We start from the raw sequence: 20,375 nt of genomic DNA on the forward strand, positions 1-20,375 counted from the left end.
GTAGGTAGTTCACATTGACAAGTTGATGCAAGAACCCTGAGCAGTTTTGCTTACTTCAATCCTGGCTTGAAAAGCTTCTTTCAGGTGGGGCATATGGGTAACGGTGAGAATGCAGGCGAAGTCGGAGGCGATCGCATTAATTGCAGCAATCAGCCGATCGCACCCTTCAGCATCCTGAGTTCCGAATCCCTCATCAATAATCAACATTTGCAACGCCGTGCCCGCCCGCTGAGACAGCAGTCTCGCCAGCGCCAGCCGAATCGCAAAATTAATCCGAAAAGCTTCACCGCCCGAGTAAGTTTCGTAGGCGCGAGTACCGCGAGCATCAGCAATTAAAATGTCTAAAGTGTCAATCAACTTAGTTGCTTTTTTAGAAGCAGCCGCCCGCTGAGTAATAAATTGAACGTGCAATTGATTGGCGCTCAATCTCGACAATATCTGATTTGTTTCAGCTTCAAGTTGAGGCAAAACATTTTCAATCATTAAAGCTTGAATGCCGTTTTTACCAAATGCTTGACCCAACTCTTGATAAACTCGCTGCTGGCGTTTGGCAACTTGCATTTGCTCTTTTTGAGCTACTAGCTGAACTTGCAGAGTTTCCAGATTTTGCTGCTGCTGCTGGAGGCGTCCGAGACTTCCCAAATGTTGGTCTAGCTGCTGGCGGCGGCGACTGATTTGCTGTTCGATCGCACTTATGCGGGCTGTGGGATCGGGATGTTCTTGCAATTGCTGGTTCATGGCTGCAGTTTGAGCGCTGACAGCTTGCAAATCTCGATCGCGCACTGCGATGGAATTTGCTATGTCATTAACCCGCTGCTGCACTTGCGGGTACTGCACAGTTGCCGATCGCAATTTTTCGGCGCGCGCAATCCAAAACTGCGATCGGCGCATTTCGCTCCGCACGTGTTCGTGCTGTTCCAAATTATAGCCAATTTCCCCAATGTATCTATCTAAAGATAGAATTTGCTGCTGTATTTCCGAGCTGTTTTTTTGCTGTTCTAACTGTTGCTGTACGGTGGCTAATTGAGTTTGCAAATCCGGGCGGCGGGCATTAATTTTATTCAGTTTCTGCTGAGCGTCTTTGATTTGAGCTTGCTTAATTTCCGCCCACCGCAAGCGCTTTTCATCGCTGCGGGCGAGGGAGTGGCTGCGATCGCTGTAATTGAGCTGTTGCAGTTGCTGTTCGATTTGCTGGAGTTCGCCCAAATCCTCCGCTGCATACTCGCCGGTGCGTAACAACCGCTCTATTTCTGCAGCGTCTTGACGCATACTGTGCAGTCGGTTTTCGTCTTGGCCCAGGCTATCTAATTGTGCTTGTAAATGACTGCGGCGTTCCCGCAATTCTTGGTAGGGCGCTAATTCCTCTTCTAGTTCGCGGTATTCATGTCTGAGAACTTGAATTTCGCGCTCAGAGACGGCCAACTGTTCGCGCACAACCCACAGTTGGTTCCAGATTTCCTGCTGTTGGGTGTGGTGTTTTGTGACTACCAAATTCCAGTAGTGTTCGTCTAAAGGTCGATCGCACAAAGGACAATTGCCAAAATTTGCATCCCGCACCATTAAAGGCGAATTCGATGGCTCGTTTTCCGCAAAATTCGAGGCTTTACCTTCGCCTGCGGTTTTTTCTCCTTCATGTTTCCGCAGCAGTTGCAGTTTTTGGTCGATTTCAGCGAGTCTGGTTTGATAGTCGCGGCTTTGGGCTTGCAGGTTTCCTAGAAAGTCGTGCCTTTCTTGACCTTTTTCGCGGACTCGCTGCTGATAAACTCGCTTGTTTTCCAACTGCAAAATTTGATTGGCGATGGCCGAGATTTCCTGCTGTAATTGCGGCTGTCGCTGCTGCTGCTGAACTTGCACCTGTCGGTTGATTTCGTCTAAGCGGGCGGTTAAACCGGCGCGGGCGCGATCGAGCTTTTGTTGCTTTTGCTGCTGCTGTTGTAGCAGCGGCGAAACTTGCAGTTGCAGTTGCTCTAGTTCGTTGAGGCGCGATCGAACTGCTTGCAACTGTGCGAGTCCTTTGTCAACCTCCGGCTGCTGTTTGAGAATCTCCAGAACATCTTTTTCATCTTGTTCTAAAACCTCTAATTGAGCTTGCAATTGCTGAATTTTGCTTTGCAAAAAGCTCAGTTCTTGCCGCTGCTGTTCTTGCAATTGCTGGCGCTGATTTTGCGCTTGTTGGTTTGCCTTAAATTTTCCCGCCAGACTTTCTTCTGTGGCTTGCAAGCTGTGGAAGTACGCGATGCCTGCTGTTATTTCCTTTTCTTGGTCTAGGAGGGCTTGCAGCTCATTTTGCTGCTGTTTGGCTGCGCTGAGTTCTTGCTGCAAGCGGCGGCATTCTTGAGAGATATTGTAGTGCTGTTGCTGGTGGCCGGCGAGGAGTTTTTGCCAAGTTTGGCGGTTGTGGTGCTGGAGTTGCAGTTGCTGTAACTCGGTTGTGTCGGCTTGCTGCTGCTGCTGAAGCAAATCGGTTGCTTGCTGCAATTGAGTTTGTTCGGAGGCGAGAGCCTCTTTTTGTTGCAGTTGCTCTTGTACGGTTAGCAAACTCTGTTTGAGCACTTCGACTTGAGCTTTAAATTGTTTGGAGGTATCTTTGGCTTGGTCGGATAAAGTATCGTAGGAGTCGAGTTTTAGCAGGTTGGCTAAAACTTGTTTGCGTTCGATCGGTTTTTTGAGCATAAATTCATCAGCTCGCCCCTGCCGCAAATACGCCGAGTTGATGAAAGTATCGTAATCAAGTTTGATGTGTTCGAGGATTTTTTGCTGAGTTGTTCTCAGCCCCTTGTCTGTGAGCGTGCGAAAATTAAGTTTTTCCTCACTCTCGGCAGAATTCAAGCTGACTTGAAATTCCAAACTTCCCGATTGTCCGCGCCGACGGTTGCGAATCACCCGGTAGATTTGGCCGCCGGTGGAGAAAGTGAAATCAACGCGCACATCAATTTCGCCGATATGGATGATATCGTCTTCCGTATCGCTGCGGCAACAGCCCCAAAGTGCCCAGGATATGGCTTCTAAGAGGGAGGATTTGCCAGCACCGTTAGGCCCGCAAATGCAAGCGGTGTGCAGGCCGCGAAAGTCTAAAGCAGCTTCGCGATAGCTGAGAAAATTTTTGAGTGTAAGTTGTATAGGAATCATTTAGGCCATCGCGCCATACAATCTATCTATAAATAACACTATTTGTACGCTGTTGCCTAGTTATTCAATCTAGATCCAGAACAATTGTCAGTGCTTCTGCAATTTCTTCCATAATTGTCTCGGACAGGGTTCCGAGTTGTCGGACAAATCTTTGTTGAGAAACGGAACGGACGTCAACTACCCAGCATCAAGCGGAGTACCGCCGGAGATGTGGGCTTGTATCTGAGCTCCACCGCAATTGGGAGAATCTTTGCAGAATCTCAGCTTTAGTTTCACGGCCCGACACATTAGGGGATGCTGACAAGCTCCCCGTACTCGTCCAGTCCTGCCGGACAAGCAACGTTCTCATGGCAATATTTCGCGCACCCACCAAATCAGCATGAAGCTCGTGTCCGCAACATTCACAGCGAAACAATAGCCCTTTTTTTGGTCTATTGCCTGCTGATGTGTGTCCGCACTTTGGACAGCTTTGCGAAGTATAATGAGCTGGGACTTTAGTAGCTAAAGAGCCGTTCAAATTAGCTTTGTAGTCAATATAGCCGTGCAATTCGGCAAACGACCATTTAACTTTATTTCGATTAGCTCTTCGCTGTTTCTTGCTAGCCTTTTTACCAGACTTGGACTTAATTCTCTCCCGAACTCCGGTTAGGTTTTCCAGTCCAATCAAAGTATTAGGTTTGGCAATATCCTTGCTAATTTGGTGGTTCACGTCAGCGATAAACCGTCTTTCTCTTCCCGACAAAGCAATTAGTCTGCGCTTTGCCGAACGAGTGTCTTTACGCTGAAGAGTTTGTCTAGCTTTATGATAGCGGTTGGCTTTATGTCTAGCTTCTGAACCTGAGTAGAAATTAGACTTGTTTTGTAAGTCTGTTTCTACGGCTAAGTAGCGCATCCCCACGTCAACGCCAGAAACTCTAGTTATTTTCAGTGGGTCGAGTTCAGGGGTTTCTACCTCAATACTTACCATCAAATAGTAAACTTTAGAGGAACGCTGATAGACAATTTTAGCTGCTCCAACCTTGGAACCATTGGCAATCAAATCTAGATGTTTGTTGTAGCCCTCATACGAGACTACTATTCTACCAGCTAGGGTGATAATACTCACCCTTTGCTCGGATTTAAACGAGTAATCGCGTTGATAATTTAAGGTACAGGTTCGAGAGATATATTTAGGAGGTTGGTCTAGTCCTTTGTACCGTTTCTTGGTGTACCCTTTAGCAATACCATCGTTAGATTGTTTTACTTTAGTCCAGAGAGTTTTGTAAGTTGCCGAAACTTGTCTTGGTACATTACAAGCCATCTGAGCACCGAGTCCAAATCGAACTCGCAATTCATTGTAGACAGCCTTTTGCAACTTAGCACCATTGCTGGTTTTGTTCGCATCAAAAGCAACTCGCGAAGTATGATTCAAGGCATCGCGATAAGCCAAGGTAGTCTGAGACACCAGAGCTTTTTGCTCGGCATTCAGGTGTAGCTTTAACTTGGCGGTGATTATTTGAGGCATTACTTTCACGAACTCTGGGAAAATTCTATCTCGTGAAGACACCAAAAGCAAGTGGTGTAGTAAAAATCATCTGTTCGCTCATCGACCGCCCCTCACCTTCCGACACATAAAGTCATCGGTTTGGTTCGGGGCAGCTCTCTTCGCTCACGCCAATTCCTCCCGACGCTCACCTGGGTACAGGTAGAGCGCGGGACTCCTTTTGGTTTAGTTGAAAAGCGTCGGCGGCGGAGAGTTTCGCCAAGCCATTTTCGCCACTGGGTTCTAGTCGAACCATCCAATTTCTCTCGGTGTATCGCTCTTTCCAGTCAGTGATGGGAACAATAACTTCAAGCAGCAAAATTCCCACCGTTTCATCGCTGACAATTACTACCGGACGGGTTTTGCCGATTTCGGCGCCCACAGTAGGTTCAAGCGCAACCAGCCAGATTTCGCCTCTACGCATTAGTTTTTATCCCTGCATTAAGGTATTCTTCCTCGGATTCAAAATAGGGTTCGCTGTCAGCCGACCACAAATCATGTAAAGCACCTCCCGGCATATAATCTTTTACTGCTGCTTCTGCTGCGGCTCTGAGTTTCTGCTTTCTCTCGGCTTTACGCTGGGCTTTTTCTTCTATTTCTTCGCGCATCATCCGCGAAGCTGTTTCGATGATTTCTAGGCGTTCTTCTGCTGTCAGATTTTTGAGTGCTGCTAAGATTTCTGTTTTGGTCACGGTTTTTTCGGGTGGTTGGTGAGAAAGTACGATCGAGCCGGGAGCATCCCGATACTCGGCTACAAACGAGATTTGTGCGGTTTTTACTGTACGGGCTTGCGACCTTACGGGTAATTGTTGGGATTTTCAACTATCAAACCCTCACTTGTTGCTGCTGCATTCAGCTCCCCGTCAGCAGATACAAAAGTCATCGCAGGCAAACTGTTAGCTGTGCAAAGGTTATTTATGCCACAGCCTGTTGCTAGCTGCACAGCATCATAGCCTCGCAATCCGTAGGTTTCAGCTAATGCCATTGCAGAGTTAATAATGCTTTCGGTGAATTCTACAACCTGATACTCAGATTGTAGGTCACTCCTGAACTGATTGCACGCTGCTGTAGCATCTGTCGCGCGACCTTCTGGTAATTGCAGCAACAATTTCAACACTTGTAATAGCAGCAATCAATATATCGTTGTTAAGTGCAGGATCGCACAAACTCAAAACCCATGCCGAACCTATTTCATTAATGTAGCGTTATACCAGCGCACTGCTATCTACAAAATAAATTGTCATCTAGCGGCGTTCCTCAATAATTGTCTCAGAAACAGGCTTACCCTGTACCTGAATTAGTCGCCGTTCTGTTTGCTGACTCCCAGAAGAATGCTTGATTTTTTTTACTAAACCAGAAGTTAACAGCGCTTGGTGCAATTTTGTCCGTTGAGCAGTTTGTTCTTTCTGGGCCAGATATATCCCTATAGCGCGCTCTAGTTGCTGTAGTTCTAGCAGTTCCAGAGTGTCAAGCTGATTGAGGATTTTGTTGAAGATTCCCTGCGACATAGGATTCTACTTTTTACGCTTGGCTAGTCTGTCTATTATACAACTATCAGACTTGCAGACTGTCACGAATATTCCGGCTTTCTGGACTTAGATTGATGGCTGAAACGACCTATTATCCTTCATCGATCGGGCTTGTGCGTCTAGGACGAGTAAAGAAACCAGGTTTCTACGAAGATTTCCAACCCTACATTACCGCTCTGTGCTTATGGCGCACCCTACATATCGCATAGGCAGATTTTCCATCATCAAAAAGGGTTGACTGTATTCCTACAGCCAACCCCGCGCCTATTTATTTGTCCTGCGTTTGCTCAAACAGCAACACTACCGGGCAATATTCGGGAACGTATAGCCCACACCGACTAACAATCCCACTTCAGCTCCGTCTACAAAACCAACATTCAGTCCCGCTGTTGCTGTTAAATTTCTCGACAGCGGCACATCTACACCCCCCGAAATCAGGAAGCCCAAAGTACCGTCATCCCCGGTAGAAATTATCACGCCAGCACCTGCATAAGGAGCAGCAGTAATCACAAAATCCTCGCTGACTTCGACGGCATCTTGAGATACAAAATCGAAGGTAACGGGAACTAGAAAAGCTAAGTCGTCCTGGAACAAAACAGTCGGTCTCACCGACAAATTGCTCGTCAAACCGATTTTGCTAATAATCGCAAATGAACCGTCGCCTAAAGCTGAATCTCCGCCAAAACCTAGATTGCCGCCAATCCCGATGTAGCTGGGCCCAGAACGGGTAGCTCGGCCTGGTCGGATTTGAGTTCCTTGAGCTACTTTTTCAGTTGCTTCGGAGACAGTTGCCGGTTTTTCAGCAACTTTCGGTTGGTTTGTCAAAGCTGAGGCGGAAGTGCTGACAGGATTGCTCAACAATTCTTGGGCTGTTTGGACTTCTTTTTCTTCCTTCGTTGCTGTTACTTCCCGATTATTGCTCTCGGCAACAATTGAGGTAGGTCGATCGCTCTTTTTGGCAGTCTCGACTGTTGACTGCACTTGGACAGCATTATCAGCAATTTTAGCGGTTTCTTCCGACTTTTGGGTCTCAGCAGCAATGGATGTATTTTGCGCTGTTTCTGTCTCAGCAATTTCAGATGTTGCTGCTTCCGATTTTTCGGGTGCAGCCATAGATACTTGCGAGTTGGCGGCCGGTTCAGAGGCTGCTGGCTCTGCCGCTTCTGTTAGTTCGCTCCAACTGATTGAATCAATTTTTTTATTACTAGCCGTTGTTTCTGCGTCTGGTTTAACTGCTGAAGTTGCCGTCGGCTCAGAAATTTGGTCAATATTTTGAGCTGCTATTGTTGCAGTTGTAGCGACATCGGGCAAGTTGCCAGTTTCAGCTTTCGCTGACATGGTACTGCAACAAACAGCTAAAGCTGCAAGATTTATTAACGCAAAAGTAGACTTGGAAAATAGACTATTCATAGAAACTCCTCAATGAAGGGGGTGTTAAAAGTGTAAGTGTTTGAGGGCGAACATCGAGAGCTTTGCTCAAAAAAGACACAAATATGAGTTGTGTTGTTCCTAGATTGCCATTTTACTGTTGAATAGTCAACTCTCAAGCTGATTAGATTCAAGAACGGACGGCGCGTTTAGAGGCTAATTTTAATTTACCGATCGATCGGCAAAAAATCAATCCTAGGGATGATTCCATCCTTAATCGTGTTTAATTGATGGGTCGATCGCGCGTCTCGCTTGCATTCTACAATACTGTACTTGGGGGCGCTGCACTCGCAGCCACGCCGGAAAAACCCGGTTTTAGAGGGGGCACCAGCTCGAAACCAAGAGACAGCAAGCTGTCAAAACAGTTTGGGCAACCCCGCCGTCCCAAGCAAGTGCAGTTAATACAACGCGATCGGCTGCTGCACAGTCCCTGACAATTAATGTAGAATAATACCACCGCTCCGAGAAATATTTGTGGCTCGATCGTGTCAAAATTACTTAATTTTATGAAAATTGTGTAAAATTTAGTGTTTTATTTGTAAAGTTTAGCCTTCGCTTTCGCTCAGGGTCTGACCATCTAACAACAGCACGCAACTAAACAAGTAAAAAAATACAAATTCTCTCATCTTAACCTGACTTTATGAGCAAAGTTCTAGTGATATTAGGCGAATTGAGCGATCGCGACATCGATTGGATGCTCGCCAACGGCACCCGCACCCAAGTCCTCCCCGGCACAACCCTGATCGCCGAAGGTAAGCCCTTAGACGCCCTGTACATAGTTCTGGAGGGAACTTTGAGCGTTGTTGTATCATCTTTGGGCGACAAAGAAATTGGAAAAATTATTTCCGGGGAAGTTTTGGGCGAAATGTCTTTTGTAGACGGGAGGCTTCCTTCTGCTAGCGTCACGGCAATTGAAGAGTGCCTCATCCTGTCAATTCCCCGGCGACTGCTAACTGAAAAACTCGAGCAAGACGTGCTTTTTTCCCTGCGGTTTTATCGGGCGATTACCAAATTTCTGTCGTCTAGACTGCGGGGTACAGTCAAACGCTTCGGCGATGACAGTGATTGTTTAATATATCAAGATCCCGACGACGAGGATGCCATCCCGCAAAATGTCGAAAATCCAGATTTGGCGGCATCGAGATTTCAATGGCTGTTGGAGCGTTTGAAGGGGAGTTGAAGGAAGGAGGAAGAAGGAAGAGGGAAGAAGGAAGAAGGAAGAGGGAAGAAGGAAGAGGGAAGAAGGAAGAGGGAAGAAGGAAGAGGGAAGAGGGAAGAGGGAAGAAGGAAGAGGGAAGAGGGAAGAAGGAAGAAGGAAGAGGGAAGAAGAGAAAAGAACACCTCTTTTCAATTTCCAATTTCCAATTTCCAATTTCCAATTTCCAATTACAATTAGAAAACATATTTTTCAGCGACGCGCCAATAGCGAGAAAAACGCTTCAAATCAATGTAACCATCGTAGCGGACAAAGGGTTCGGGTGGCAAAACTTCTACGGGGTGCGATCGCTTAATTTCCCGGCAAATATCCTGAAACCGAGGACTGGGACTTTCGGTAGTTACCACTTGATTAGCGCCGGATTCGATCGCAAAAGCGATAACTTCCGCAGCCACATCGCCCCGCCGAATAACTACCGGCAACTCCAGCAAACATTCGTAAATAAACACCATTCGTTTGAGACTCAACTGCCATTCATCAATGAGCGCATCATCCCAAACCCAGATTGCCGGTGCCTCTGGGTGCGCTTGAAAAGCGGGGCCTTTAGGACTCAAACAGTCGCCGTGCAGCCAAATAATCGGATTGTTCATAAATTGGGAATTGTTGACTGTTAACTGTTGACGGTTGACGGTTGACTGTTGACTGTTGACTGTTGACTGTTGACTGTTAACTGTTGACTGTTAACTGTTGACTGTTGATAACTAATGACTAATGACTAATGACTAATGACTAATGACTTTTTAATTTCTGCTACCTTTTTTAGAGCCTTGCCAACTTTTAGAACCGCCGCTACGATCGACCTTTTCTCCATTAGGAAACAACTTCCCTTCCAAATATTCGTAAGTTCCCTCAAAATCGCATTGCCCATAAAAAGGACAATCGCGACAATAAACCGCCTTAGTGTAACGCTCCAAATTTTCCCGATTAAAAAAATAAGGTTTGTGACTAAAAGTGCTGGCTACCCACTGCCAAGAAAGATTATTGCTCGCCGGATCTCCATCTAGCAAATGTTGCAAAAACCAGCGAGCTCCGGCTTGCCAGCGCACGCGGCGCCAGTGTACGAGATAAGCAGCAGTCCACATCCGCTGGTGATTGTGCAAATAACCAGTTTCTCGCAACTCGCGGCTGAAACTGTCGATGCAAACCAAACCAGTCGTGCCCTCGACGACATCCTGCGGCAGAGTTTCGCTGTAATCTTTAGCAGTGTAACCAGTTTTGTAGGCTTCCCGGTCTTCCCAAATCCCGTTGCCCAATTCGGCGTACAGTCGCTGCCAATAATCCCGCCAACCCAACTCGTTGACGAGTTTTACTGCCTCTTCTCGATGGCGCACCTTCTCCAGTACGGCATCCCGGACTTCCGCAACACTCAAAACCCCGTAGCGCAAATAGGGCGACAAGCGCGTTACCGCACCGTTGAGGAAATTGCGGGTTGAGCCGTATTTGCTGGGGTCAATTTGTTGCAGGGCTGTCTCGGCTGCTTTCCGCCCGCCTAGGATCGGGGGTACGCTGCTGTCCCGCCGGGCGGCGGCTTCGGGGAACTGTTCGCGCACGTAGGCAATTAATTCGTCGCGGCTGGCAAATTCCCGCTTCATGTCCTGACTCATTGTTTTTTCAAGCGCCTGCTATTCTTTACTCATATTAAAGCTATGCGATCGATCGTGCGGGTCGATGTCCTAAATTGCTTTTCACTCCTGCTAACTCACATCTTGCACCCTTGTCAGCAACAGGCTTTTCGGCCTGTTCCACAAGAAAATTTATCTTTTGTGGAACAGGCCGAAAAGCCTGTTCATAAAGGCTAATTGAGAATGGTGCAATATCTCAGTGGTAACGTACAGTTTTCCCCCGCCGCAATCGATCGTCGGATCGCAGCCAAAATTAGCATCAAAGTTCAGTACACTCAGGGATAGATATCATACCAAAATCTCATGGAAACTTTTCCGGCGCACGCTCAAGCGATCGCCAGCTTAGCTAACGGACAGCAGCAAGGTACAAAACAACTGGAAAACAGCGAAATTCAAGAGTTCGATCGAGCCATGATGCGCCGCTGCATAGAATTGGCTCGCCGTGCTCTCGGCAAAACCGCACCCAACCCCCTTGTCGGTTCTGTAATTGTCCGAGACGGCAAGATTGTCGGCGAAGGGTTTCATCCCGGTGCCGGTCAACCTCACGCCGAAGTTTTTGCGCTCCGGGAAGCGGGGGAACTCGCCGAAGGAGCGACTGTCTACGTGAACCTGGAACCCTGCAACCACTACGGTCGGACTCCCCCCTGTTCTGAAGCTTTAGTTAAGGCCAAGGTGGCAAAAGTAGTGGCTGGCATGGTCGATCCGAATCCTTTGGTAGCTGGAACTGGGCTAGCCCGGTTGCGAGAGGCTGGCATTGAAGTGGTGGCGGGAGTGGAAGGGGAAGCTTGCCAGAAACTCAACGAGGCTTTTGTGCACCGGATTTTGTACCGCCGGCCTTTTGGAATTTTGAAATATGCAATGACTTTGGACGGTAAAATTGCTACCAGTAGCGGCCACAGCGCTTGGGTGACAGGCGAGGAGGCTCGGAGCGAGGTACACCGGGTGCGCGTCGGCTGCGATGCTGTGATTGTTGGGGGGAATACGGTGCGTCTGGACAATCCCCTACTGACGAGTCACCAGCCTGATAGGAATAATCCCCTGCGGGTGGTGATGAGTCGCACTCTGGATTTGCCGAAGTCGGCTTGGTTGTGGGAAACCTCTGTGGCGGCTACTTTGGTGCTGACTGAGCCTGGGGTTAACCCGGAATTTCAGGAATTTTTGATCGCCAAAGGGGTGGAAGTTGTGGAGCTCTCGCCTCTGACACCGACTAATGTTATGGGTTATTTGTACGATCGATCTTTTCTTTCTGTACTCTGGGAGTGCGGCGGCACTTTGGCCGCGAGGGCAATTGCTGAGGGTGCAGTTCAAAAAATTATGGCTTTTATTGCTCCTAAAATTGTCGGTGGCCAAGGAGCTCCAACTCCTGTAGGAGATTTGGGGTTTTCCGCAATGACTGATGCTTTGACTTTAGAGCGAGTTTCTTGGCGCGCGGTGGGTGCAGATTGTGTGGTAGAAGGCTATTTAAAAATTAAAGATTGAAAGTTAAAAGCGAGTCTTTTGAGTTTTTGATTTTTAACTTTTAACTCCTTTTATGGTTGAAATTCTGATTTGGAGTTTGATGATTGGCAGTCTCGGCTTGGAGGCTGCGTTTGTGGGTCTTTTGGTGAACCACGAGCAATTGGATGCGGGGCAAAAATGCGATGAGGAGGAGGAAGTTTTGACTCGGTACGAATCTCAAGAGGATAATTTTAATGCGCCTGAAAATGCGCGCTCCAATGGCACTCCCCCATCTGATCCCAATTCTGTTGATTTGACGGTTTGGGAGTACAAGATTGTGCGGGCTAGCAACGATTTGTTCCGCAATCCGGCGATTTTTCACAAGCTATGCCAGGAAGAGGCGGAAGTTGGCTGGATTTTGCTCGAAAAGCTCGACGACAGGCGGGTGCGGTTCAAACGTCCGATCGCGCTGCGGGACGCGCCGAGGCCTAATTTACCAACGTTTGACCCTTACCGCACTCATTACGGCCCGATCTCGAATGCGATGACTTGGGCTGCGACGATCGTGTTTCTGAGTGCGATCGTGCTTCCTGCTGTTTTGGGCTATGCTTTGGTGTCTACCACTCTCACCAGAAGTCGCTCTAATTGGCCTCCGGCACCTGTTCAATCTTTGCCTTCTCCCAGCGGGCCAGAAACTAATAAGTGAAACCTGGGCAACTTGTCGATCGCCCTTTTTGCAACCTGTTTTATAGCAAGTCTAAATCATTTGTGAACCCGATGTTTTTTTACGAACCGCGAAGGCGCAAAGACCGCGAAGGAAGAGAGGAGAAGTGAGGAGAAGTCTGGTTTTTTTTGAGTGATTTAGGCTTGCTATATACGTTATTTTGATTTAAATTTCGGGCGGTATTACTGAGGGAGCGGATAGCAATCTCAAGTCATAATTTGTATCGCCTTGAAATTGAGAAACGCGGACGAAATAAGTCCCCGCCGGCAAAGCCCCATTGCTGACAATTGTTTCTGATGCCGTGCCTAAATTGTTAGACGAAGCAATAAGATCCTCTACTCCAACTGCGCCGTTGCCGTTGAGATCCTGAATTAATTCTACATCAACATCTGCACTCAAACCCTCAACAGTTACACTGAAAAGGCTGGGACTATTGAGGATAAAACTGTAAATGTCGGCTGGTTCTGCAGCTCCCACAAAATCGCTTGCAGTTTGAATTTCTGTGAGAATGCCCAGGCTTTTTGCTGCGATCAAATTGTCTGCGGGATCGGGGAGAGTGCTCAACAATCCTTCTTGTAGACCGAATTGAATATAGTGGTCGATCGCACTTTTAACTGCGCCGCTTTGGACGGCGGCTGCTACCAGCGGATATTTTTCTAGATAAAAGCTGGGATCGAAGAAAACGCTGGGTTTGCGGTTTTCTAATTGACCGGCTTTCAAGTAGTGTTCAAATGGGGTAAATTGATTTGTTTGGACTGCTATCTGAACGTCTGGGTTGCTTCCTAGATAGAAACCAATATCAAAGAAAGGGTTGGGGTTGCGTCGTTCAAATTGACCGAATCTAATAAAGTGATCCGCTCCTGAAAAGCCGTTCAGTTTGGCTGATACCGCTACATCTGTATTGGTGTCTAAATAATAGCTGGCGTCGAACAGGGCATTCGGGTCGCGATTTTCAAATTTGCCAATTTTTCGGTAGTGATCGAAGGGACTCGATACCGTGCCTCTGGCAACTGCTACGGCGACATCTGGGTTGTTTTCGAGATAAAATTTCCTGTCGAACAGCGTTCTGAGGGTTAGCATTATTAAAAAAATCTCTCTGGGCTTTAGTCTGGAAAGTGCACGATCGAGAATCCAGTTTACATCAAAGTTTTGTTTTGTGAGGATGTCTTAATTATGGCTAAGTCTGCACTGATGGCTATGCTGCGCCGCGCTGCGAGTATTGCCCAGAAATCAAGGGAAACGGGCATTCCGGCTGATGAACTGCTGGGGATGCTGAGCGATCGCATTCCTAATTCTGCCATATCTCGTCGCCAGTTGCTGCACGGGGGTTTAGCTGCTGCGGGGGCTGCCGCTGCTGCGACTTTTACCAGGGATGGAGGGGGAGCTTTTGCTCAACAGGGCGGACGATCGCCGATTTTGGTTGTGGGTGCGGGAATTGCGGGTTTGACGGCGGCTTATCGCTTGGGCCAAGCGGGCGTGCGCGCCGATATAATCGAGGCAACTAACCGCGTGGGGGGGCGGATACGCACGGTTCCCAAGGTGGCTGGAACGCTAATTCCGGCGGATTTGGGAGGAGAATTTATTGACACCGGTCATACTAATTTAATCTCGCTGGCGACGGAATTGGGTTTGCGGGCGATCGACTTAGCCCAGGTGCAGAGTGGATTTGTGAAGGATACTTTTTTCTTTCAAGGGCGACGACTTCCTCTTGAGCAAATAATCGCGGATTTTGCGCCGCTAGCCAATAAAATTAATGAAGATTTGGGCGCTATCGGAGATAACATTAGCTATCAAGATTTTACGGAAGCAGCGGAAAGATTGGACAATCTTTCGATCGCTGAATATCTAGACCAAGCTGATACTAGCACGCTACTACGACAATTGTTGCGGGTTGCTTATACGGTATTCTACGGTCGAGATCCCGAAGAACAGTCGGCGTTAAATCTACTGTTTTTAATCGGTTCTGAAGCTGGCAGTTTTGAATTGTACGGCAACAGCGACGAGCGTTATCAAATTGACGGCGGCAACAGTCAAATTATCAACCGTTTGGCGGGTCAATTGTCTGGTTCGATCGAGGCGGGGACGGTTTTGGAAGCGATTACTCTTTTGCCGGATGGCCGCTATCGGGTAAATTTGCGATCGGGACTAAGCGCGTTCGAGCGTACTTACGAGCGAGTTTTGTTAACTTTACCGTTCAGCACTCTGCGAGACGTTAAAATTAACGTACCTTTGCCCCAACCAAAGCGGCGGGCGATCGAGCAGTTGGGTTACGGTACTAATTCTAAGTTAGTTACTGGCTACCGCAGCCGAATTTGGCGGGAACTTTATCGCTCGACTGCTTCTGTTTATAGCGATTTAGAATTCCAGAGTACCTGGGAAGCTACACCTTTCGCTCCTACTCCTAACGGTTTAGTTACTAATTTTACAGGAGGAAAGCAGGGTTTGTCGATCGGTGCCGGAACTCCAGAAGACCAAGCACAAAGATTTTTGAACCAATTTGAAAGAGTTTTTCCCGGAGTGAGAAATTTGCGATCGGGCAAAGCTGTGCGAGCTTATTGGCCGGGAGAACGCTTTTCTAAAGGTTCCTATTCCTGCTATTTAGTGGGACAGTGGACGCAAATGTACGGCGTTGAAGGCGAACGAGTTGGGAACTTATTTTTTGCCGGGGAACACACTTCGCTGGAAAATCAAGGTTACATGGAAGGCGCTTGCGAAACTGGACAAAGGGCGGCTGTTGAAATTTTGCAAGACTTGGGTTTGATACCTTCTGCTGATGCTTTGAATGCTCGAACTGCGAGCAGTTTGAACAATCGCCGTCCCAGCCGGAAAATTCCCGGAGCACGGAATCTTGGGAATAGAAAGCCGAGTATTAGATAATCTCGTCAGGTGTACATCTAATTATTGTTTGCCGTTGCTTATAGCCCGTGCATCTAATTCTTGTGGGGAGTAGGGGTTGGGCTTCTAGCCCGCCCAAAAATACAATTTAGATGCCCAACAGCTTAAAGCCATTTTACTGATTGTGAACTACCAGACGCTGACCACTTAAGTGGTACAGCGCTGGCTTCCTGATTCAACGGGGCGGCGCGTCCAACAAAACCGAAGTTTTGCCAGATCGACTTACATCCCCTCCACAGGCAGAAGCGCTAGTTCCTAACGCCAAAATCCGCAAGGCTTCATTTCTAATGTTGATGGCGGCGTTGACATCACGGTCATGATGAGTACCACAATGTTTACAAGTCCATGCCCTAACATCAAGAGTGAGATGCTCAACTTGATTTAGGCAGGCATGACAAGTTTTTGAGCTAGGAAACCATCGATCAATCTCAATGTATTGTTTACCTTCACTTTGGGCCTTGTACTTAAGCATTGTGCAGAACATACCCCAGCCAACATCACTAATGGCTTTGGCTAAATTATGATTCTTGACCATGCCTTTGATATTGAGATTTTCTACTGCAATAACTTGGTTTTCGTTAACTATCTTGCGGGATAGCTTTTGTAGAAAATCTTCCCGGCATCGGGCAATTTTGGAGTGAACTTTTGCCACCGCCCGTCTTGCCTTTTTTCGATTCTGACTGCCTTTCTTTTTGCGATCAAGCTTCTGCTGTTTACGTTTTAAGTTTCGTTGACGTTTGACGAAATACTTGGGATTGCCGAACTTAGAACCATCACTGGTAATCGCAAAATGAGTTAACCCTACGTCAATGCCAATAGCTTTATCTGCTGGGACTAACTCAGGCTGTTCTTTCCCATCGTCAATCAAAAGAGAAACAAAATGTTTACCGTCCGGGTTGCGAGATACGGTAACGGTCTTGATATCGCCCTCAAAATCACGATGTCGCCGACAGAAAACTAAACCAATCTTAGGTAGGTTGATATAGTCACCGTCGAATTTGACATTTTGAGGGTAGCCGATCGACTGCTTGCCATGCTTGGCTTTGAATTTGGGCAACATCGCCCTCTTGTCAAAGAAGTTTTTGTAGGCAGTAGATAAATTCAATGCAACCACCTGCAAGCATTGAGAATAAGGCTCTTTTAACCATTCGTATTCTTTTTTGAGTGCAGGGAGCAAGCCTTGTATGTATGCCCTAGATAGTCCTTTGCCAGTATTCTTGTAAGTTTCTTGACATAGATTCAAAGCATAGTTCCAGAACCATCTCGCACAGCCAAAAGACTTTGCAAGCAAGACATCTTGCTCATCTGTGGGATAAATTCTGTACTTGTAAGCTTTATACATTTATCAAGGTTGCAGAATACCGATAAAATTATCATAGCGCACAAAAAAACGATATTGATTCGCTGTCGCTCAATTTATTTTCGGGCTGCGTTTTCATCCCGACGCTCACCTTCGGTAGAGCGCGGGACTTCCCATTCGCATTAGTTAAATCGGAACTTACCCCCTGCGGGGGTAGTTCTGGGGGCTGTATTTTTTGTCCCGTCTCGGTTTTAGCGACTTGACTGCCGACAAACCGTAGTCATGTATTTAAGATTTTCTCAATATTTAGGGCGAGAGTATTGTTCTATGATGAATTTAAGCAAAAACCCAGCCACATAAGGGTTGTAAGAGATTGTAGTCATCTAAAAGACTTGGAGGCTCCGGGCAAGTCTCACCTCGCAATGGTTTCAGACGGAACTTACCCCGCACACGGGGTAAGTTCCGTTTCATCAGTAATTTTACTGATGCTTAAGATATGTCATCTACCTTAAGATAGAAATCCTGAAGTGATCCGAGGATCATTAGGGAAGTACCACGGGAGCATCACCCATATCAGGTGTCGCTGATGGACAAGAACGGTCAGGAACCTCAGCCTAAAGGCATGAGGCTTGAAAGAGAAATCTCGAAAGCCGTACTGACCAGACTAAGGCTTAATTGCCTACGTTTTGAGAGTCACGACACCCTGGAATGCGTAGCTAGTTCCTTGCTCTGTCGCTGAAGGTTAAACAGTTCTAAGGTCACGCTTTACAGTGCTTTGGGCCTAACAAGCTCTCAAAACATTGTCGAAGCTAACATTACCCCGCTTTCTTAGGCTCCAAAAGAGCAAAACACTATGCGTACAGGACTGGGAAGTTTGAGGCGGTAATTGTCCCGTTGAAAGTGCAACACAAAAGCACACTCCCGCCAACCAGTCCCAAGGCGGTAGTAAATCAAAAATGTAAAGCCGTCCTTTTAGGACGGGGTTTCTCCCCATTTTTCTAATGAGAATTGCCCCATCCGCTACAGGTAGTTTCCACCAAAGCACAAATTTTTTTACCCATAAGAAAAGATGAATCAATTGAAGCAGTCGGTAAAGCAGTTTTGGTCGATCGCAAACCCCTACTTCTTTTCCAGAGAAAAATGGGGAGCTAGGGGGTTGTTCGCCCTCGTAATGTTATTAATGCTAGGTTTCAATGCTGTGGGCATAGTCCAGAGCTATATTATGCGGGACTTGATGAATGCAGTCACGGGAAAGAATGTTTCAGACTTCTATAAGATGTGGCTGATGCTATTGGGTGTGTTTGCCATATTCACGCCCATTATGGTTTCCTTCTTCTATTCGCAAAATGTACTGCAACTCTACTGGCGAAAGTGGCTAACGAATCACTTACTGAAGAAATATTTTAGCAATCAAGGTTTCTACAAAATTAAGTTCAATGATAAGGTTGATAATCCCGATCAGCGTTTAGCTGAAGACGTTAATTTGTTTGTTAAGCAAAATATTGATATTTGGGGATTATTATTCAACCAAGTTGTCACAATAATTTCTTTTCTCGGCGTTCTCTTTACAATTGACAAGACCCTGACTTTAGTTGTATTTATACTGGCTGCTTTTAGAACTGTTTTCACTATCTTTATAGGTAAGAGGTTAAGTAGATTAAAGTTCAATCAGTTACAACGAGAAGCAAATTTTCGCTATAGTTTGGTTCATCTTCGAGACAACAGTGAATCCATTGCATTTTACCGAGGTGAAGAGCGTGAATTTAGTGCAGTATCACAGCGATTTAATGAAGCTTTGAATAATTTCAATAACCTGATTGTCTTGCAGCGTAACCTTGGTTTCTTTACCCAAGGAAGCCAGATGATATTTACAAATTTACCTATAGTTTTTTTAGCTCCTCGATACTTTGCGGGCCAGATAGATTTTGGGCAGGTAACGCAAGCTTCTGGAGCGTTTGTGTCTATTTTAAGTGCCCTGGGCTTTATTGCCGAGAATTTTGATATGCTAACTAACTTTACCACTCAGATTAATCGTTTAGGAACATTTGATCGGGTTCTGTCCGAGCAAATGGCAGCACCTCAAGCCGGCATGGCAACGATTGATGTTGTGGAACAGCACTATCTAGCCCTCCAACGGGTTACCTTAGAGACGCCTAACTATGAGCGAATCTTAGTTAGAGATTTATCTTTCAAGGTGGGGCAGGGTGAAAGCGTCTTGATTGTTGGACCTTCTGGCGCTGGCAAGAGTTCGTTAATGCGAGCGATCGCAGGATTGTGGAATGCGGGTACGGGTTGCATTGTCCGTCCTAAACCGGAGGAAACGCTGTTTTTGCCCCAACGGCCTTATATGCTGCTAGGGGACTTACGCAGCCAATTGCTATATCCCAACACCAGCGGTCAAGTTACTGATGAACAACTGCACGAAGTGCTCGAACAAGTCAATCTTTCCCATTTGCCAGAACGGGTAGGTGGATTTGATGTGGAATTGGAATGGGCTGATGTTTTGTCACTAGGAGAACAACAACGGTTAGCATTTGCACGCCTACTGCTGACTAAACCTCGCTACGCTATTTTGGATGAATCAACGAGTGCATTGGATGTGGCTAACGAGAGACGGCTCTATCAGTTGCTCAAAGAAACAGGAACTGCCTTTATCAGTGTCGGTCACCGTCCGACTTTGGTACAGTATCACGAGCAGGTCTTAAGGCTAGTTGGTAATACCAATTGGCATCTGATATCGGCTAAAGATTACAGCCCCGATTTCGCCGAGTTTGGTTGAAAAATGCAATTGCCGAACTGCAAGTAATGGTCTTTACCGTATCCGCCTCAAAATTCCAGGCGTGCGATCAGGTAGAACAGAGTAACTTTTGACCGTACCCGTCCATCACTTCCCTTTTAGGAATTTTTCAATAGCGTCGCGTGTTGCCATAGCATTGACATCACTTGAAAGCAGTTGATGAAGACTCCAACGCACAGTATACTGATAGCGATCGCCCTGTTTGAAAAGATGTAGTGGAAAAAGCAGTTCTAGTTCTGCGTAATTTTCTTTAGCATCGCCATTGTTATACACTTCTACAGGAAATCCAGCACCGCCTACTGCCCCATCGGGGTATTCCCCATCCTGACAAGTTGCTTTTTCCATCATGGCTAAGCCATCTTTGACAGTTGCTAAGCTGTTACACATTTAAACGAATAACGATAGAGGTAGGGTGCGTCAGCGAGAACACTGGCGGGATATGGGAAATACTTATGTACGCTCCGCACCCTACTATCCTCTTTTAAATGCCCAACAGCTTACCGCAACGACGGGGGTATCAGCACCAACCTTATAGATTTTTTTAGCAGAGACACCAACAGAGGGACGTAGCTGTAATAATGTCGGCGTAATTTGCACAATCGGTGACTCATTCTCCGGAGGGACGAGCCAATGATAATTATTCTTATATAGCCTTTCGAGCTCTCATATGAGGTACTCATGGGCATAGGACATAGGCCTCCGTGGGCATAGGGCATAGGGCATACCTCACCACGCTTGAGAACCGCTATATGTACTCTGGGGATTGAGTAGTAAAA

17 protein-coding genes and 1 pseudogene are annotated in these 20,375 nt (G+C 46.8%); 6 read left to right on the top strand and 12 right to left on the bottom strand.

Annotation, left to right across the window (positions count from 1 at the left end):
- Positions 1-9 precede the first annotated feature (9 nt).
- The 8 genes and pseudogenes from QUB04_RS21870 to QUB04_RS21900 all read right to left on the bottom strand — a co-directional run bounded on the left by QUB04_RS21870 (position 10) and on the right by QUB04_RS21900 (position 7,590).
- Positions 10-3,129: an AAA family ATPase gene (locus QUB04_RS21870; protein ID WP_333287572.1), complete on the bottom strand. Its 3,120-nt coding sequence runs from the start codon at positions 3,127-3,129 to the stop codon at positions 10-12.
- A gap of 64 nt (positions 3,130-3,193) precedes the next feature.
- Positions 3,194-3,292 (bottom strand): annotated as a pseudogene (locus tag QUB04_RS32610) (type II toxin-antitoxin system PemK/MazF family toxin); the annotation flags it as partial.
- A gap of 24 nt (positions 3,293-3,316) precedes the next feature.
- Positions 3,317-4,633: a transposase gene (locus QUB04_RS21875; RefSeq protein WP_333287574.1), complete on the bottom strand. Its 1,317-nt coding sequence runs from the start codon at positions 4,631-4,633 to the stop codon at positions 3,317-3,319.
- A gap of 166 nt (positions 4,634-4,799) precedes the next feature.
- Positions 4,800-5,075 (bottom strand): type II toxin-antitoxin system PemK/MazF family toxin, encoded by a 276-nt coding sequence (locus tag QUB04_RS21880; protein WP_333287576.1) that lies wholly within the window; start codon positions 5,073-5,075, stop codon positions 4,800-4,802.
- Positions 5,068-5,343, bottom strand: a complete 276-nt coding sequence (locus QUB04_RS21885) for a hypothetical protein (protein ID WP_333287578.1) — start codon at positions 5,341-5,343, stop codon at positions 5,068-5,070. Before QUB04_RS21885 ends, QUB04_RS21880 begins: the two co-directional genes overlap by 8 nt.
- 104 nt (positions 5,344-5,447) lie before the next feature.
- Positions 5,448-5,783 carry a type II toxin-antitoxin system VapC family toxin gene (locus tag QUB04_RS21890; RefSeq protein ID WP_333287580.1) on the bottom strand — a complete coding sequence of 112 codons (336 nt, stop codon included), beginning with the start codon at positions 5,781-5,783 and terminating at the stop codon, positions 5,448-5,450.
- A 112-nt stretch (positions 5,784-5,895) separates the two neighbouring features.
- The gene (locus tag QUB04_RS21895; protein WP_333287582.1) at positions 5,896-6,159 is read right to left on the bottom strand and encodes a hypothetical protein; all 264 of its coding nucleotides are present in this window, start codon (positions 6,157-6,159) and stop codon (positions 5,896-5,898) included.
- A gap of 321 nt (positions 6,160-6,480) precedes the next feature.
- On the bottom strand, positions 6,481-7,590 hold the full coding sequence (locus QUB04_RS21900) for a hypothetical protein (protein ID WP_333287584.1): 1,110 nt from the start codon (positions 7,588-7,590) through the stop codon (positions 6,481-6,483).
- A 658-nt stretch (positions 7,591-8,248) separates the two neighbouring features.
- On the opposite strand from QUB04_RS21900, the gene QUB04_RS21905 reads away from it, so the two are divergent.
- Complete coding sequence (locus tag QUB04_RS21905) at positions 8,249-8,788, top strand: cyclic nucleotide-binding domain-containing protein (protein ID WP_333287586.1); 540 nt, start codon at positions 8,249-8,251, stop codon at positions 8,786-8,788.
- Positions 8,758-9,438 carry a hypothetical protein gene (locus QUB04_RS21910; protein ID WP_333287588.1) on the top strand — a complete coding sequence of 227 codons (681 nt, stop codon included), beginning with the start codon at positions 8,758-8,760 and terminating at the stop codon, positions 9,436-9,438. The genes QUB04_RS21905 and QUB04_RS21910 overlap by 31 nt, the downstream gene beginning before the upstream one ends.
- 126 nt (positions 9,439-9,564) lie before the next feature.
- On the opposite strand, the gene QUB04_RS21915 is transcribed toward QUB04_RS21910, so the two are convergent.
- Positions 9,565-10,428, bottom strand: a complete 864-nt coding sequence (locus tag QUB04_RS21915) for an FAD-binding domain-containing protein (RefSeq protein WP_333287590.1) — start codon at positions 10,426-10,428, stop codon at positions 9,565-9,567.
- A gap of 321 nt (positions 10,429-10,749) precedes the next feature.
- Here QUB04_RS21915 and ribD point away from each other — a divergent pair, with 321 nt between their 5' ends.
- Positions 10,750-11,925 carry a bifunctional diaminohydroxyphosphoribosylaminopyrimidine deaminase/5-amino-6-(5-phosphoribosylamino)uracil reductase RibD gene (gene ribD, locus QUB04_RS21920; protein ID WP_333287592.1) on the top strand — a complete coding sequence of 392 codons (1,176 nt, stop codon included), beginning with the start codon at positions 10,750-10,752 and terminating at the stop codon, positions 11,923-11,925.
- Between the two features lie 52 nt (positions 11,926-11,977).
- Positions 11,978-12,589: a hypothetical protein gene (locus QUB04_RS21925; RefSeq protein WP_333287594.1), complete on the top strand. Its 612-nt coding sequence runs from the start codon at positions 11,978-11,980 to the stop codon at positions 12,587-12,589.
- 183 nt (positions 12,590-12,772) lie between these two features.
- On the opposite strand, the gene QUB04_RS21930 is transcribed toward QUB04_RS21925, so the two are convergent.
- Positions 12,773-13,687, bottom strand: a complete 915-nt coding sequence (locus tag QUB04_RS21930; protein WP_333287596.1) for a PPC domain-containing protein — start codon at positions 13,685-13,687, stop codon at positions 12,773-12,775.
- Positions 13,688-13,780: 93 nt separating this feature from the next.
- On the opposite strand from QUB04_RS21930, the gene QUB04_RS21935 reads away from it, so the two are divergent.
- Positions 13,781-15,484 (top strand): NAD(P)/FAD-dependent oxidoreductase, encoded by a 1,704-nt coding sequence (locus QUB04_RS21935; protein ID WP_333287598.1) that lies wholly within the window; start codon positions 13,781-13,783, stop codon positions 15,482-15,484.
- Between the two features lie 193 nt (positions 15,485-15,677).
- Here the strand turns inward: QUB04_RS21935 and QUB04_RS21940 are convergent, their stop codons facing one another.
- Positions 15,678-16,844, bottom strand: coding sequence for an RNA-guided endonuclease TnpB family protein (locus QUB04_RS21940; protein ID WP_333287600.1), 1,167 nt, complete (start codon positions 16,842-16,844; stop codon positions 15,678-15,680).
- Between the two features lie 1,027 nt (positions 16,845-17,871).
- Here QUB04_RS21940 and QUB04_RS21945 point away from each other — a divergent pair.
- Positions 17,872-19,581: an ABC transporter ATP-binding protein/permease gene (locus QUB04_RS21945; RefSeq protein ID WP_333287602.1), complete on the top strand. Its 1,710-nt coding sequence runs from the start codon at positions 17,872-17,874 to the stop codon at positions 19,579-19,581.
- A 105-nt stretch (positions 19,582-19,686) separates the two neighbouring features.
- Here the strand turns inward: QUB04_RS21945 and QUB04_RS21950 are convergent, their stop codons facing one another.
- Complete coding sequence (locus QUB04_RS21950; RefSeq protein WP_333287604.1) at positions 19,687-19,986, bottom strand: hypothetical protein; 300 nt, start codon at positions 19,984-19,986, stop codon at positions 19,687-19,689.
- Between the last annotated feature and the right edge of the window lie 389 nt (positions 19,987-20,375).

The organism is Microcoleus sp. D2_18a_B4, from assembly GCF_036702475.1.
Classification (GTDB): Bacteria; Cyanobacteriota; Cyanobacteriia; order Cyanobacteriales; family Microcoleaceae; genus Microcoleus.